This is a genomic window from Nocardia sp. NPDC003726, assembly GCF_053586955.1.
This window is the reverse complement of sequence record NZ_JBSFNF010000008.1, coordinates 207,847-222,802: the sequence shown is the minus strand read 5'-3', so window position 1 is coordinate 222,802 and position 14,956 is coordinate 207,847. Positions and strand designations below refer to the sequence as shown.

The following is a 14,956-nucleotide window of genomic DNA, read 5'->3' as shown; positions in this document are numbered from 1 at the left end:
CTACCAGCGGTCGTAGCGCCCCTCCGGTAGTCGTCTCGTTCCGGCCCGCAGGTCGTCGACGAGATCCTGGTAGCCGTCGGCCAATTCATCGATGCGGACCCACGCGTCGTAGAAGACCGATTCCGGCGCGTGCGCCAGCGCCACGAACGCCTGGGCGGCCAGCACGGCCAGTCGGTCCACGATATGGCCGACGGTCTCGGTGTGTTCGGGCGCGGCGGGCGGCGGGATCGGCGTCGCCAAGGTGACCCAGCGGTCGATGCCGCGCACGAGTTGCGCTCGGCGCCGGTCGAGTTTGTCGCACCGGCTCGCGGGAGTCCGCTCGCGCGTCTGGTGCAGCTGAGCCAGTTCTCCGGCCGCCTCCAGCATCGGATGATCCATGTGCGGCAAGCCGCGGAAGGCGGCCAGCAGGAGTTCCTTGCCCGGAATCACCCGGGCCTCGGACACCTGTTCCATTTTCCGGACCCCCATCTCGACCAGGGTGGACGCGTCACGAGCGCGTCCTCGATGCCTTGCCTCGCCGGTGTCCCGGCACTGCCCGAACATCCACATATGCCCAGCGTGACCGAGAGTGGCCCGGCCCGCGTCGAATTCGGTCACTTCCGCCACCGCGACACGCCCATTGACCGATTTATCCGGTCGCGCGCCGTCCCTCAAACTTCCGCAAACATTCAGTGACCTCACGGTTTTCGACGAGAGAGTCGTCTCTCCTGGGATTATCGCCAACCCAGCCGACACGCCAGCCACTCTCCGGCGACTCCGGCAAACAACGACTGATGCGTGCGCAACCGCGGCGAGCGCGGCGGCCCCGGCTTCCGGCAGGCCATTGCCCGATATCCGGCGAGCGCGCAGACGAAGGCGTCGACCGCCGCACGATCCACGTCGCGGGTGACCGGATGGGTGGCGAGGATCGGATCCGGGTCCACACCGGCGGCACGTCGATCAGCGGACTCGGAGTCAGCTCCGTGGCCAATCGCGTCATCAGGTCGAGGGTGTCGCGCAACTCGCCTGGCCGGCCGAACCGAGGGAACACCCCCGACATCATCGAACGGTGCGAAAATCGAAGTGCGCGTTCCGGTCGGCTCGGCGCTATCGCAACCACTTCAATCGACGCGGCGGGCTCGACGCCAGGGCGAGTCCAGTTCTACGACCGAGGTGAGCGCGGCTGCGGACCGGGTCGACCTCAGGAACCGACCTCCTGCGCGTCGAGGTAGTCCAGGCCACCGATATAGATCGTGTGGCCGGGGTGGGCGGGGGCGGTGGTGGCATTGGCCACCGCGGTGGCGAACTCCGTGACCGTGGGCAAAGTACCGTGCTCTCGGCGCGCCGCGACGGCGGCGGGGTTTCGGCGCTCCAGCAGCTGGACGATGATCGTGCCGTCGATCATGTCACCGGAGACGACGTGCAAGGCGATGCCCGCGGCGGTGAGATCCGGGATCATGGCGCGCAGCGCGTCCTCGCCCGCGCGCTTGCTTGCGGCGATGGGTTCGTAGTCGGCGGGGACGGGCTTGCGGCCGTGGAAGTGCGCTTGGTGGCTGGTAACGAAAACGATGCGCGAGCCGGACGGCATGTGCGGCAACGCCAGTCGCACGATCCGTTCTTGCGCGTCATGATTGAGCGCCATCGCGTAGTCGGGGCGGGCATTGCGCTCCAGCCCGCCCGACGCGTTCAGCACCAGCACATCCAGACGGCCGAACTTTTCGACGACCCCGGCGACCAGGGAACGAGCCGAATCCGCGTCGACGATGTCGGCGCCCGCCGTCGTCGCGCTGCCGCCCGCCTGCCGGATCGACTCCGCCAGCGCGTCGGCCCGCTTGCCCTTCTCCCGGTAGTTGATCACCACGTGGTCGCCGCGCGCCGCGAGCACCCGGGCGGTCTCCGCGCCGATCCCGCGGGAGGCGCCCGTGATCAGCACGATTCGCCGTCCGATCCTGTCGTCCACCGTCACCCTTTCGGTCCGCCCGGCACCGGGCCGATGCTTCTGATTCAGAACCACTATGCTGGTTCTAAATGAGAAGCGCAAACGAACCCAAGCCGCCGCGCGGGCGGGACGACCCGGCGAACGCGCCGTTGCTGGCCACCATGGACCTGCTCGGCCAACGCTGGATCCTGCGCATCCTGTGGGAACTGGAACCCGACCGCCTCGGCTTCCTCGAGTTGCGCCGGCGCATGGGCAACTGCTCTTCGAGCATGCTTTCGGTGCGCCTGCAGCACCTGCAGTCCGCGGGCCTGATCGCGAAGAATCCGGACAAGTCCTATGAGCTGACCACCGCTGGCGCCGAACTCGGCACCGCACTCGGCTCGGTCTGGGACTGGTCGCGCCGCTGGCGCGTCACCCCCACCGAGGCCGACTGACTAGCACCGAGCGCGACCGCCGATGGTCTGGCCTCGCAGGATGGACGCCCCTGCACCGAGGCGGTTCCCTCGGCCCGAGGCAGTTCTGCGCCGGGATCACCGCGAGCACCACCAGCGCGGCGACGGCCAGCCGGGCGGCGGTTGCCGTTGGCGCGCAACGCGGCCGACCGATAGACCACCGGCGCGGCGACCGTCACCGTGACCACAAGATCCCTCGTGCGTGCGTCCCGCGTGACAACAGCGAACGGAGCCGTCTGCCGCCCGGGTGTCACGTCCACGGGTATGCACCGCGCGGGTCCCAGCAGCCGACGCTGATGGTCCCGCGACTCATCCCCGGACTGGCCGACGGTGTTGTCCCCGCCGGGAGGTTGACCTTCGAGTTGGTTGAGGCTCCATGATGACCGGGTGATGGGATTGGAATCGGCACAGTTGATCACGATCGGTGTGCTCGCGCGGGCCAGCGGGCTCACGGCGAGCGCGCTGCGGTTCTACGACGACTGCGGTCTGCTCGTCCCCGCCCGGGTCGATCCGCTGACCGGGTACCGCTACTACACCGAGGCGCAGCGGGAGCGGGCGGTGCTCATCCGGCAGCTGCGCGCGATCGACCTGCCGCTGGATGCCATCGCGGAAATCCTCGCCGGTGACAGCGAGCGGGCGCGCCGCCTGCTCGACCGTCACGTGGCGGAACTGGCACATCGAGCGGAAGAGGCCGCGCGCGTCGCCGCCGTGGTCAAACAGGCGCTCGGCACGCACGTGGCGGTCGATGCGGCGGCGCTGGCCGAGGCGCTCGACCAGGTCCGCACCGCCGCAGCGCGCACCCGCGAGGTACCCGTGCTGGCAGGCGTCCTGCTGGAAGCGAGCGCGAACACGGTGACTCTGACGGCAACCGATCGTTACCGCCTGTCCACCCGCACCGTCGTGGCGAACCGGCAGCACGGCGGCAATTGGTCCGCGGTGCTCGATTCCAGCGGGCTCGAGTCGATCACCGAGCAGCTGCGCGGCATGCACGAGGTCGTCGTCGCACCGTCCGACGACGGACTGCTTCTGATGGGAGACGGCGCGCAACACCACTCGCCCGTCATCGACGGCCCTTTCCCCGACCACCGCGCCCTACTGGCGGGACTGGGACCGGTGCGCACCAGGGTCGTCGTCGCCCGGCACTCCATGCTGAATGTTCTCGAAAGCGCATACGGCACAATGCAATTCGCGATTCATCCGAACGAGATCGCAGTATCAGGGCTCGGAGAGGCGCACTGCCTGCCCGCGCAGGTCACCGGTTCCGCCGTCACGCTGTCCTTCGACCCCGCGACTCTGCTACCCGCTGTCCACACCGCGCTCGGTCCCGATCTCATGCTCGACGTCATCGCCGCCGATCAGCCGGTGGTCCTGCGCTCCGCCACCGACGGCGACCTCACCACCCTGGCCATGCCGGTCCGGCCCCTCCGCGAGAACGCCTCCGGATAAGTCGTCGGACACCGGCGCCCCTCACCCGTGCAACCGCCGCGCACGCACGACCCGCCCTTCGGTCCGACGACCGTGCAGGCACTGCGCACGCGCAACCGCGTCCCTCCGGTCCGACGACCGACAGCCGTGCAACCACTGCGCACGCACAACCGCGTCCCTCCACCGGCGGCGCGCGATCCGATTACTCGTCTCGCGATCGCGACGCCCACCCACGGCTACTTCCGATCGCCCAGACCGCCCCGCAGCCGCATCCGGCGGCTGCCCGCCCAGCCCCGACCGTCCACCGCCGAGCCGACCCGGCCGGACTCGCACACGAACAGGCATCTATCACCCCCATGAAGGAGACCCGAATGTATGCAGCACCCGACCACACCATGGAAACCATCACCAACGCCGTAGCCCTCGGCCGTGAGGGCCGTCCGGACGACGCACGGGAGGCTCTGCTCACCGTATGGGCCTCACTCGGGCCGCAGGGTGACCCACTGCACCGGTGCACCCTCGCTCATTACCTTGCCGACCTGTACGACGACGCCGCCGAAGCGCTCACTTGGGACATCCGGGCCTTGGACGCCGCCGACAGCCTCTCCGATGATCGCGCTCGAAGCTTCGACGGATCGCTGCGGGTGGCCGCGTTCTACCCGTCGCTGCACCTCAATCTCGCCGACGACTACCGCAGGCTCGGCTCGTTCGACGCCGCGCAGCGCCAGATCGACGCCGCCCGCACCCGTCTGCACACCCTCGCCGACGACGGCTACGGAGCGATGATCCGGACGGCGGTCGAGGAAGTCGAGTCCGCCATCCGCGAACGGCGCACCGAACCGCGAGCCTCCGCGCCGACCGGAGGCCGCTGAAGCGCGAGCGGCCCGCACCGAATCGGTACGGGCCGCCTCGCAGCGGGACTACTTCAAGCGGAGCTTGCCGAACAGACCGTCCTTCTCGTCGTCGGGTCCGGCGGTGAAGTACAGCGAGTCGGCGTCACCGAGGCTCTCGCCGTTGCCGAACATCAGCGCCCACAGTCCTTCGATGGCGACCGGCTTGCCGTCGGCGTCGCGCAGGTAGTCGGCGAACTTGCCGGTGATGTCGTCGTAGGCCAGCACGTGCCCCGCGCCGCCGAAGTTGCCGACCAGCAGTTTTCCGCTGAGGGGACCGAACCCGTCCGGCGCGATCGTCACCGCCCACGGCGCGTTGAGGCGCTTGCCGTCGTCGATGATGCGCACCAGCTTGCCGCCCGCGTCGAACTCGGCGAGCTTGCCCTTGTCCGGCTTGCCGCCTTCCTCGTCCTTGTCCAGCGAGTCCTCTTCACCGGCATCGAACTTGGTCGCGTCCTTCTCGTCCGGCTGAGTGGTGGCATAGGCGACGAAGACCCGGTTGCCGATGGTCGAGACGTTGAACGGCGCGGGGTCGCCTGGCTTGGCCTTCTTGCCCTTCTCCGGCGCGGCCGGGTCGATCGCGTCACCGGTGGCGAACGGGTTGGCGAAGCCGGTGGTCGGGATCAGCTGCCAGTTCTTGTCGAACGTCCGCACCTGCGGGTCGGCGCCGAAATCGGCCGCCAGCAGCTTGTCACCGGAGGGAGCCAGCGCGATCCCGAAGAACTGCATTCCCTGCGCCTGCCCGTCGAATACCAGGTTGGCGGGCCCGTCGTGGCGCACGATCCGGCCCTCGAAGCCCAGCTCGGTCCAGGCGGAGATCTTGCCGGAGTCGGTGGCGAAGATGAACCGCGCCGAACCGTTCAGCGGCCCGCCTTCGGCCTCCACCGGCTGGTCGTGCACCACGAACAGGTCGGAGGTGATCGGCGCGGGGTTGAACACCACGCCGGTGGTCTTGCCCGCGCTCTTGTCCGAGGTGTCGGCATCCGCCCCGGGAATGGTGACGATTTTCAAGTCGTCCTGGAACAGCTTGTGCAGCTTGTCGTCCGGGGACTTGGTCACGTCGCCGACGAACTGGAACGACTTGCCGCCCGCGCCGACCCAGAAGTGCCCGCCCGCGCCCTTGGGGCGGTTGGCCAGCCCCCAGGCGTTGACCAGGTCGGGGAAAACAAGCTGCGCCTTGTACTCCGCGTTGTTGGCCGCGAGATTGGTCTGGACGTATTTGTTGCCGTCGAGCGCGGGCACCTCGTCCGGCTTCGAGTCCGAGCAGCCCGCCGCCACGACCAGCGCGACACCAAGCGCCGACGCGCGCAGCAGACCACGTCGGGTCCGCGACCGAGGCAAACCGCCACGGCGCGACTCATTCCAGCGTCCGTTCAACTTCTTGTTTCCTTTCCGACCACACCACATTGGTGATAAGGCGAAGCTAACCTTAGCCTGCAGCAAAATCGGGAGTACCCGAACGGTTGGACGAGCGCAGGTTTAGGCTGTTCGCCGTGGTCGAACCCCAGCCTGCTATTGCCCTGCACCCCGATATCGCTCCGCTCGCTCCACTGCTCGGCACGTGGCGCGGTAATGGGCAGGGTGAATACCCGACCATTCAGCCGTTCGGCTATGTCGAGGAAATCCGGTTCGGCCATCTCGGCCGGCCGTTCCTCACCTACCGGCAGAAGACCCGCGCCACCGACGACGGCAGGCCGCTGCACGCCGAAACGGGCTATCTGCGTTGCCCGCGCCCCGACCGCGTCGAATTGATCCTCGCCCATCCCACCGGAATCACCGAAATCTGCGAGGGCTCCCTCGCCGTCGAAGACGGCACGCTGCGCATGGAATTGGACTCCACCACCATCGGGCGCAGCAGCACGGCGAAACTCGTGACCGCCCTCGGCCGGTCGCTGCGCCTGTCCGGCGACACCATCGACTACACCCTCCGGATGGCGGCGGTCGGCGAACCACTGCGGCATCACCTCGCCGCCACCCTGTTGCGAAACTGACCCGCGCTAGAAAGCGCTCGGCAACCTGCGCCGCCCACTGCTCAGCTCGCCGACCAGATCCTCGTAGGCGACCGCCGCTTCGGCCAGCCGCTCCCACGCGAACCACAGGTCCCACTCCTGGTCGCCGGCCATGGCCGCGTAGGCACACGCGCTCAGCCGCGCCAAGCGATCGACCACCGAGCCGAACGATTCGGTGTGCAGATAGGCTCCGCCGCGCGCGGCGGGCAAACGCACCTCGACCCAGCGGTCGATCTCGCGGATCAGCCGCGCCCGGCGCTCCTCGGCGCCGCAGACGCATCCACGGTCCGCGCGGAGACGGACAGAATGCAGGTCGGTCAGGGTGCGCGCCTGCGCGAGCACCGGATGCGCAGGCGGCGGCCCGTCCTCCCGGCAGGCCCGCAGCAGTTGACTCCGCGTCGGCAGACCCTCGCTCACGGCGCACCTTTCCCGCCCGCGCGGGCCAGCACGCAATTCACGATCACCATTCCGGACGGACGAAACGTATCTCGCGGCGCGACCACCCATCGGCGAAAGGCGTTGCTCGCGTCGGCGGGAGACGGCAGCGCGATTTCGCTGCCGAACGGCACGATCGAAACATCGATCCGGAACAACGCGGCGAACAACCGCACGTCGTCGGGCAGATCCGGCCGGCACAGGAAAGTCCATCGGCGAGAACGAATATGCGCGACCACGGGGCCGATCGCCTGGCCACGGAAAAGCATGTCGTCGCGCACGCACTGCCCCAGCCGGTCGGGCATCGTGATGCCGCCGACCACGCCCGCCTTCACGACGATGCGGCCGATCTCCGGATGTATCCCGGCGGGCAGCCCACAGGTGCGGCGGTAAAACGCGCAGCGGGACGCGGGAGTGTCCGCGAATGCCGCATGATTCATTCGCCATCCTCGATTCACATAGTTCGGTACGCGAGATATCCCGGTCGCTGGACCTGGAACCGTTGGCGCGGTTAAGGTTTCAGCACTTCTTCGATTGGGTCCGGGCGCGTTCAGTGAAGCACCGGATATCGCTCGGCGGGAATGTTCTCAGTGGTGGAATCGGGCGGAAACCGCCCAGGTTCCAAGGCCCCCCGCCGCATGGTTCCAGTTAGGTACCCGGCCGATAGTTTGGCTACGAAAGGGATTCGTCGTGAGTTCAACAGGTTCCACCCTGCCCCGCCGGATGCTGGGGCGTCAGCTGCGCGAGCTGCGGATCAAGTCGGGCGTCAGCGCGGAGTACGCGCGGGATGCGATCGACGTGGGCAAACAGACCCTCTGGCGGATGGAGACCGGACAGCCGGTCAGGCTGCATCCACTGTTCATCGAGCGGTTGTGCCAGGTCTACGGTGCTTCCGAAGAGCGCACCGCGATTCTGCTCAACCTGGTCGAGGAGACCAAACATACGGGGTGGTGGCATGCATACGGTGACACCATCGCCGCAGAGTTCAGCCTCTTCGTGGAACTCGAGGCGTTTGCCAAGCGTCTGGTCTCCTACCAGACAACCCTTCTGCCCGGACTCTTGCAAACCGATGAGTATCGACGAGCACTGATCTGGGTCGACCTCCCCTCTATACCCGGACCTGAAGTCGAACGAAGGATCGAGATGTTCAGGCAGCGAAAGGCTCGCGTGGACAGCGTCTCGAATCCCGTACTTCTGGAGGCTGTTGTCGACGAATCCGCGCTCCGACGCGCGATCGGCGGTCCCTCAGTCATGGAGCGGCAGCTTCGACATCTGATGGTTGTCGGTGAACAACCCAATGTTTCAGTGCGAGTGGTGCCCCTCTCGGCCCATGCGTACGCGGGCCTGGGCGCTGGCTCGTTTGTGATGCTCGACTTCCCGAAGCACCCAACAGCCCATCTCACCGAGCCACCGGTCGTTTACATGCAGGGGCTCACAGGTGACCTGTATCTTGAGAAGCCCGAGGAGATCCGGCGGTATCGCCAGACGTACGCCGATATCCAGCGATCGGCACTCGACCAGGAGCGAAGCCGCACTCTCATCGACCAGATCGCGAAGGAGTACGCCGAGTGAACGCCGACCTATCCGCTGCCAACTGGTTCAAGAGCAGCTACAGCAGCGCCGAGAAAGACTGCGTCGAGGTCGCGTTCCTGCGCGAAGGCTCTGTGGGTGTTCGCGATTCGAAGAATCCCAGTGGCCCTGCTCTCGTGTTCAGGCCGGGCGACTGGGACTCATTCACTGTTCGCATAACCAGCGGTGACCTGGTCCTTTCCCAGTCCTGACCGAGCCGCTCTCCTACAACCCCGGCCTCCTCCTCGCGCGAGGCCGGGGCTCTGGGCGGTCACTCACCTGCAAAGCAGGTCAGGTCGCTTGCACCCGGCAAACGCCGCCGGTAGCGTCAGGTTTCACTGCAGGGGGCGGAGGAGCCGGTCCGGCCCTGGATAGGCCAGGAACAAGACACCGGTGTGCGAGGGGAACCAATGACCTCAGGGCAGAGTTCGCGGCGACTGACCACCCTCGCCGTCGGCGCCGCACTCGTTCTGGCAGGCTGCGGTCCGGCTGATGACGGTGCAGCGTCAAGCGGAACCTCCTCCGCTAGCGCAACCCTCGCCCCTGACGTACCAACGGGCTACGACCCGTGCACCGACATTCCGCAGAGCATCCTCGATTCAGAGAATCTGCGCAGCAAAGACAAGCAGGACTCGAACGCGTCAGGGGGAGTCAAGTGGCGTGGTTGCGGCTGGGTCCAGACGGATGGATATGCACCTGTCATCAGAACGACGAATATCACCGTCGACATGGTGCGGGACAAGAAGTTCGCCGACACCCGTGAGTTCGCCATCAACGGACGTCGTGCGATCTCGACGCGGCAGGTCGAGGAGCACCCCGACGCCGTGTGCACGATAAACGTCGAGATGAAGGGCGGAAGCCTTGAGATCTTCCTCAGCAACCCGCCGTCGAATCGAAAGACAGGCCAACTCGACACCTGCGCACTTGCGAAGACTCTGGCGGAGAAGGTAGTCCCAACAATTCCTTCAACCGTTTGAAAATGCTGAAGCGATCGTGCTCACCGGGAGGGATTTAGCACATGAGTGACGACAACGCACAGCCACCTCGGCCGATGGGCAACATCTTGAACGCCGCACGAGAAGGGCAGCTAGGCATCCAGATGTCCCCGGAGGATTTCGTCTACATAGACCGGGACTGTCAGTATTTCAAGGACGCAATTCGGAAGATTCAGAGGTATATGGATCTCGTGTCAGGGCAGTCTCACTGGGGCCTGGGTGAGGGTAACGGCGACATGGTCTCGGCACAGACGCTGGTCGATAGGTTCAAGAAGAAGGCTCGGGGAGCCGAGGACCGTAACAGCGTCCATCAGATCATGGAAGAGCACTATCGCATCGTCGAGGACATCCAAGAAGTGCACCGGCTTGCCCGGGATCGAATCATGCAGGCAGACAGTAACTTTGCCGCGGAGTTCAATAGGCTGAACACCACGCTGCCCGAGCGCCCACCGGTCGGAGTCCAATTCTCGCCGCCCAGGCTCCCGAATGGAGCCAACTAATGAGCGGCTACGAGAACAAGCGCATCCCAAACGGTGGTGAGCACACCGACAGTTGGGAACACTCCCGGATCAACGACACGTTCAAGCCACTCGATCCCACCGACACGTTCACCCAAGCTGACACGTACTGGCAAGCTCGCAACGAGTGGGAGCGGGGTGTCGAAACCTTCGCGCGCTCGATCCAGGCTTCCATAGCCCAAGCCTGGTCCGGCCCCGCAGCGGAGCAGTCCAAGAGCGCCATCGCCAAATACACCAGCGACGCTCAGAATCTGACGACATCGCTGGAAGAGCTGTACTACCGAGTCCGCGACGCCGCCACCGCGATCACCAACACCAAGAAGGCGATCCCCGACCTCGTCAATATCCCGTTCGAGGATCGCATCTTCCACCCGCGACGCTGGAACCTGTCGAGTGAACGATTCCTGGCCGAGCAGTCGGCGCGGGTCGCGATGAACGAGTACTACGTACAACCGTTCAGCGAGATGGACGGCAAGATCCCGGTGCTGCCCACTCCGGTCGGCCCTACCGCGTCGGTGGACATCCCAGCTCCTCCGCCGGGCGGATACAAGAGCGACGACAGCGGCGGCCCCGCTTCCAACGACTCCGGCAACGGTCCTACCACCGATTCCGGCATTCCCGGCGACAAAGACGGCGACGGCAAGCCCGACGAGTCGAGTACCGAGGAACAGCAGCAGCAGTCCACCGACGAATCGACACAGGATCAGCAGTCTTCCGACACGTCGGCGTCCGACACCACTACCAAGCCCGCGGGCGTGGACCCCACCTCGACGACTCCCGCCTCCACCACGGACCCGACCAAGACCGTTCCGGCAGGCACCCCGACTCCGCACAGCCCCGGCACACCGGGTATGCCCGGCACGCCCAGCACAACGAACCAGCCGCAACCGGCCCGCAGTGTCCCGGGCACACCGGGAACGCAGAACCCAGCGATGAACCCGGCTGCTGCCGCGAGGGCGACCTCCGGACTCCGGGGCACAAGCGGCATGCCCGGCATGATGGCGCCCGGTGCTCGCGGCGGCGGCAAGGACGACGAATCCGAGCACAAGACGCCGGACTACCTGATCACCCAGGAGAACACCGACGAGTTGCTCGGTGAACCTCCGAGAACGCTGCCCGGCGGCGTCATCGGCGGCACGCCCGACTGATCAGCCGCAACCTTCTCGACTCCGCGCACGCCCGCCTCGCTCGCGGGCGTGCGCGCGCGGACATGGCCGCTTCGACGCGGCCGGATTGGACCTCACATGGCTGAATGGACCTGGGACCCGGACGACTTCGCCGCTCTCTGGTACGGCGACGCACACGATCGCATCCCCAGCCCATTGCGCTACACCAGCCGTTTCGCCTTCCGCGACGACTTCGCCGCCCACCGCACCGCCGTATGGCAGCGCTATTCCCCTGACGAACTCGACGAGATCGCCGCCGCCTTCCGCACCCTCGGCGACTCCGAGCTCCGGATCGAAATCCTCGGCGGCACCTGCAAGCACAAGAACAGCACCGGTCCCGACGACGTCCGCGAATACCGGATCCTCGGCGCCCGCGACAGCTACCGCGCCGTCGTCCTCAGCCAAGCAGGCAACCACCACGAGCACGGCCCGATCCGCGCCCGCCTGTTCCCCGCCGACCAACTCCCCGCCCGCCTGGTCAACGCAATCCCCGCCTGCGCCCCCGGCAAAGAGAAACCAGCCACCTTCCACCCCGACGACCTGGTCCCCCGCCGCGACACCTACCTCCAGGACAACGCCCGCAACACCCCCCGCGAGCAATACCAACGCCTCCTCGGCCGCCCGGTCGACGGCGGCGGCACCGCCGTCCTCATCACCGCCCCCCTGCACACCCACACGAAACCCACCAAAGTCCTCCAGTGGCACGACATCTCCACCGATGGCCGCTACACCGAACACCGCACCGACCACATCACCATCCGCCCCACCACCCCCACCGACCTGACCACCCACTTCACAACCTGGATCACCCAAGCCCTCCAACGCCTCGAGGCGCCCGAAAGTTGGTAGCGATCCGACATGAACCTGCGAGAGCCGCTGGCTGTTTCCGCGCTGATGGTGCTGCTTTCGGCGTGCGACCTGTTCTCATCCACTCAGCCCAACAAGTATGAGATGCCGGCTAGCAGTCACACTATCCAGGAGTTGTGCGATTCTGCGATACGATTTTTCGCCACCCGGCCTGGTGCCGAGTATCTGAAAGTCGGCGCCGGAGCCGGTGGGAAAGTGCTGACCGATAAGATCGGCACCGGCAACGGATGTGTTTATGAAAAGGACGACGGGTCCGCGTGGCCCTCTTCCTTTGGATACGTCTCTCTGTTCCGCATCACCGCCAGTGGTAGCACCGCGTCCACACCTGCCGCGCCGACAGAGAACTACCCGACCAACGTCCTGACTGTGGACGGCGTAAGCGTCAAGGTAGCTACCGAGCCACTGCCCAAGGGGGGGGGCGACCGCGCCACCACACTGCTGGACGTCGGCCTCACCACCACAATCGACGGCTGGGAGGGCGAACTCCAGTTCAGAGCCACCGAAGACCAAGCGACGCGAGATGACCGACTGACACGAGAAGGCGCACGGGTGCTCATCGACATGATCCGCGCTTTGAAGGGTTGACGGCAGACCTTCCGTCGGCCGAAGTGGATGTCGAACCATTTCGAGTGCACCGCCGCACCACGCCCACCCAGCACGGGTGAGAAAACGGACGAACGGAGTGGGTGGAGCATTGCAGAAGTAGCGGCGCCGGAGCGCGGTCACTTTCGGTACCACACCGGCGACTTCCTTCACCGTCGACTCGGACACCCAGATCATGGCCGTCGCTCCCGCCGGGACGGGAATCGTGACGGCTTCACCGGCCCGCTGACCGTGCGGTTCGGCAGCACCGCGACGACCTTCACCATCGACTCCGCGATACAGATCACCGCCGTCGCTCCCGGCGGAGCGGCCGGAGCCGTGCAGATCACCGTCACCGGCTCGGGTGGCACCAGCAACGGAGTCACTTACACCTACGTCTGATCCGGACAGCTCACGGGCCGTCGCCGGGATTCCGGTGGCGGTCCGTTCGCGTTGCCCGGCCGAGCATCCGGCACTATCGCGGCCCGATCCAATGGACCGCTCCGCGCGACCGGCCGGACCTTCCTGCACACCGGCGGATGGTCGCCCCGAGGCCGAGCAGGCACCCACACCCTGACAGCCACTGCGCGCGTGCGGATTCCGTCCATCGAGCGAATGGTGGACAGCGAGGACGACAGTCCCGGCCCGCCATACCGGCGAGAACAACTTCGCGGCAAGGCCGGACGCTGCGCACCCGGCGCGGCACGCGGCACTGGTCAACACGTGGCAACAATCCGGAAAACGGACAAAAACGGATCACCCGACACATTGCCGACGCGCCTTTCCTGCGGCATAACGGAGTTAACCGATCCGGCACCAGCTTCGCGCACCCCCGCTTCGGAGGAACCAGCAAACAGAGAGGCAGCGCCATGCCTACCTTCCTCCCCCCGCCTTCGGGACCGCACGCGCCGGATCCTCGTGCCACGGTGACGACCGGCATTCGACGGGACGTCACCGCCGCGGTGCGGGCGGGAATATCGCACCACGAACCATCCTCCCCCGCACACGGGTTCAACTAGTTCCCCGGTCGGGGTAGGACGCCACGACACCGACGCGGTCAGAACTCCTGACCGTGTCCCAACGGACCCGACGACTGGGTGCATCCAGTGATCGGGCTTCGCGTTCGGCCGGCGGCGCCGTTGCCGCCGCCAAGAGAGAAAGGGAAGAACCGATGAACAAAGTGATCACGATCCTGCACAGCGAGCCCGTCCGCGCCTTGCTGTATCCACTGCTGGTCGCGCTGATCGGGTACGGGGTCACCAAGGGCGTTGTCTCGTCCGACCTTTCCGGGTTCGTCCTGGCCCTCGTCGCGGCGGCGCTGGGTCTGCCCGCGGTCGAGTCGGCGCGCCACCGGGTCAGCCCTGCGCCACCGGACAGCGGTGAACCAGCATGAAGGCCAGGAAGGAGAAGACCCGCCACGATCCCTTCGAGGTCGTGCTGTGCGCCGTCTTCGGTGCCTCGATGCTGTTGCAGTGCGTCTATGGGCCGCCGCCCGATTCGGCGTTCGCCGCCATGCCGCCGGGATTCCGCACGCTGTGGCTGGTCCTCATGCTGATCGGCTGCGCCACGACACTGGTCGGTCTGTTCGCCCGGCGGGTCTGGGGCTATCTGATCGAGCAGGTCGGTCTGGGCGCGCTCGGCTGGTCCCTGGTCGCCTTCGGTGCGCAGCTGCTGCTGTTGCAACTGCAGCACGGAACCCTCGGCCCGGCGACGGTTCTCGGAGGGCCGCTGCCGATCGCGTTGGGTCTGGCGTTCCTGTGGAAGCGCCATCAGGTGTTGCAAGACGTTCGAATACTGCGCGCCGTGAAGCTGAGGGAGGCGTCATGAATCTGGTCCAGCAGTCGCCGATCTTCGCGGCGCTCGTGCTCATCGCCGGCTCGTCGGCCCTGTCGGCGGCGGTGACGGCGTGGTTCAAACGCGGCGACGTCGACGCCCACATGACCAAGACGAAGGCGGACGCCGCGAAAGTATTGAGCGACCTCGCCATTTCGCAGACCCAGCAGATGTCACAGCAGATGGGCGAGTTCCGTATGGCACTCCGGGTGCACCGCGAGTGGGATCGGAAGATGGTGTCCCGAGCGCGACAGGCGGGCATCGAATTCGACGATCCGCCGGAACTGTTCCTGTAAC

20 protein-coding genes are annotated in these 14,956 nt (G+C 66.5%); 15 read left to right on the top strand and 5 right to left on the bottom strand.

Annotation, left to right across the window (positions count from 1 at the left end; all coding sequences use genetic code 11):
* Together ACWDMM_RS13860 and ACWDMM_RS13855 are read right to left on the bottom strand one after the other, a co-directional pair.
* Positions 1–597 carry a DUF4254 domain-containing protein gene (locus ACWDMM_RS13860; protein ID WP_449937593.1) on the bottom strand — a complete coding sequence of 199 codons (597 nt, stop codon included), beginning with the start codon at positions 595–597 and terminating at the stop codon, positions 1–3.
* Between the two features lie 583 nt (positions 598–1,180).
* Complete coding sequence (locus ACWDMM_RS13855; RefSeq protein WP_449937591.1) at positions 1,181–1,939, bottom strand: SDR family oxidoreductase; 759 nt, start codon at positions 1,937–1,939, stop codon at positions 1,181–1,183.
* Between the two features lie 68 nt (positions 1,940–2,007).
* On the opposite strand from ACWDMM_RS13855, the gene ACWDMM_RS13850 reads away from it, so the two are divergent.
* The 3 genes from ACWDMM_RS13850 (at position 2,008) to ACWDMM_RS13840 (ending at position 4,667) form a co-directional block, all read left to right on the top strand.
* Positions 2,008–2,352: a winged helix-turn-helix transcriptional regulator gene (locus ACWDMM_RS13850; RefSeq protein ID WP_067808687.1), complete on the top strand. Its 345-nt coding sequence runs from the start codon at positions 2,008–2,010 to the stop codon at positions 2,350–2,352.
* Between the two features lie 408 nt (positions 2,353–2,760).
* Complete coding sequence (locus tag ACWDMM_RS13845; protein ID WP_449937590.1) at positions 2,761–3,816, top strand: DNA polymerase III subunit beta family protein; 1,056 nt, start codon at positions 2,761–2,763, stop codon at positions 3,814–3,816.
* Between the two features lie 350 nt (positions 3,817–4,166).
* Entirely contained in the window at positions 4,167–4,667 is a 501-nt protein-coding gene (locus tag ACWDMM_RS13840) for a hypothetical protein (protein ID WP_449937588.1), read from the top strand.
* A gap of 48 nt (positions 4,668–4,715) precedes the next feature.
* Here the strand turns inward: ACWDMM_RS13840 and ACWDMM_RS13835 are convergent, their stop codons facing one another.
* Positions 4,716–6,026 carry a TIGR03118 family protein gene (locus tag ACWDMM_RS13835; RefSeq protein ID WP_449937668.1) on the bottom strand — a complete coding sequence of 437 codons (1,311 nt, stop codon included), beginning with the start codon at positions 6,024–6,026 and terminating at the stop codon, positions 4,716–4,718.
* Positions 6,027–6,178: 152 nt separating this feature from the next.
* Between ACWDMM_RS13835 and ACWDMM_RS13830 the strand changes: the two genes are divergently transcribed.
* Positions 6,179–6,676: a peroxynitrite isomerase gene (locus tag ACWDMM_RS13830; protein WP_195078939.1), complete on the top strand. Its 498-nt coding sequence runs from the start codon at positions 6,179–6,181 to the stop codon at positions 6,674–6,676.
* Positions 6,677–6,682: 6 nt separating this feature from the next.
* Here the strand turns inward: ACWDMM_RS13830 and ACWDMM_RS13825 are convergent, their stop codons facing one another.
* Positions 6,683–7,111, bottom strand: a complete 429-nt coding sequence (locus ACWDMM_RS13825) for a DUF4254 domain-containing protein (RefSeq protein WP_449937585.1) — start codon at positions 7,109–7,111, stop codon at positions 6,683–6,685.
* Positions 7,108–7,569 carry a DNA-directed RNA polymerase subunit beta gene (locus tag ACWDMM_RS13820; protein WP_067808697.1) on the bottom strand — a complete coding sequence of 154 codons (462 nt, stop codon included), beginning with the start codon at positions 7,567–7,569 and terminating at the stop codon, positions 7,108–7,110. Before ACWDMM_RS13820 ends, ACWDMM_RS13825 begins: the two co-directional genes overlap by 4 nt.
* Positions 7,570–7,819: 250 nt before the next feature.
* Between ACWDMM_RS13820 and ACWDMM_RS13815 the strand changes: the two genes are divergently transcribed.
* The 11 genes from ACWDMM_RS13815 (at position 7,820) to ACWDMM_RS13765 (ending at position 14,955) form a co-directional block, all read left to right on the top strand.
* The gene (locus ACWDMM_RS13815; protein ID WP_195078755.1) at positions 7,820–8,701 is read left to right on the top strand and encodes a helix-turn-helix domain-containing protein; all 882 of its coding nucleotides are present in this window, start codon (positions 7,820–7,822) and stop codon (positions 8,699–8,701) included.
* A complete protein-coding gene (locus ACWDMM_RS13810) occupies positions 8,698–8,910 on the top strand; it encodes a DUF397 domain-containing protein (protein WP_195078754.1) in 213 nt (70 codons plus the stop codon). The genes ACWDMM_RS13815 and ACWDMM_RS13810 overlap by 4 nt, the downstream gene beginning before the upstream one ends.
* 198 nt (positions 8,911–9,108) lie before the next feature.
* Complete coding sequence (locus ACWDMM_RS13805) at positions 9,109–9,675, top strand: DUF3558 domain-containing protein (RefSeq protein WP_195078753.1); 567 nt, start codon at positions 9,109–9,111, stop codon at positions 9,673–9,675.
* Positions 9,676–9,716: 41 nt separating this feature from the next.
* The gene (locus ACWDMM_RS13800) at positions 9,717–10,193 is read left to right on the top strand and encodes a hypothetical protein (protein WP_323124220.1); all 477 of its coding nucleotides are present in this window, start codon (positions 9,717–9,719) and stop codon (positions 10,191–10,193) included.
* The gene (locus tag ACWDMM_RS13795) at positions 10,193–11,359 is read left to right on the top strand and encodes a WXG100 family type VII secretion target (protein ID WP_195078752.1); all 1,167 of its coding nucleotides are present in this window, start codon (positions 10,193–10,195) and stop codon (positions 11,357–11,359) included. Before ACWDMM_RS13800 ends, ACWDMM_RS13795 begins: the two co-directional genes overlap by 1 nt.
* Positions 11,360–11,455: 96 nt before the next feature.
* On the top strand, positions 11,456–12,226 hold the full coding sequence (locus ACWDMM_RS13790) for an ESX secretion-associated protein EspG (protein ID WP_449937583.1): 771 nt from the start codon (positions 11,456–11,458) through the stop codon (positions 12,224–12,226).
* 9 nt (positions 12,227–12,235) lie between these two features.
* A complete protein-coding gene (locus ACWDMM_RS13785) occupies positions 12,236–12,829 on the top strand; it encodes a hypothetical protein (protein ID WP_449937580.1) in 594 nt (197 codons plus the stop codon).
* Positions 12,830–13,078: 249 nt separating this feature from the next.
* Positions 13,079–13,228 carry an IPT/TIG domain-containing protein gene (locus tag ACWDMM_RS13780; protein ID WP_449937578.1) on the top strand — a complete coding sequence of 50 codons (150 nt, stop codon included), beginning with the start codon at positions 13,079–13,081 and terminating at the stop codon, positions 13,226–13,228.
* Between the two features lie 769 nt (positions 13,229–13,997).
* On the top strand, positions 13,998–14,219 hold the full coding sequence (locus tag ACWDMM_RS13775) for a hypothetical protein (RefSeq protein ID WP_195078743.1): 222 nt from the start codon (positions 13,998–14,000) through the stop codon (positions 14,217–14,219).
* On the top strand, positions 14,216–14,653 hold the full coding sequence (locus tag ACWDMM_RS13770; RefSeq protein ID WP_195078742.1) for a hypothetical protein: 438 nt from the start codon (positions 14,216–14,218) through the stop codon (positions 14,651–14,653). The genes ACWDMM_RS13775 and ACWDMM_RS13770 overlap by 4 nt, the downstream gene beginning before the upstream one ends.
* Positions 14,650–14,955, top strand: a complete 306-nt coding sequence (locus ACWDMM_RS13765) for a hypothetical protein (RefSeq protein WP_067808723.1) — start codon at positions 14,650–14,652, stop codon at positions 14,953–14,955. The genes ACWDMM_RS13770 and ACWDMM_RS13765 overlap by 4 nt, the downstream gene beginning before the upstream one ends.
* Position 14,956 lies beyond the last annotated feature (1 nt).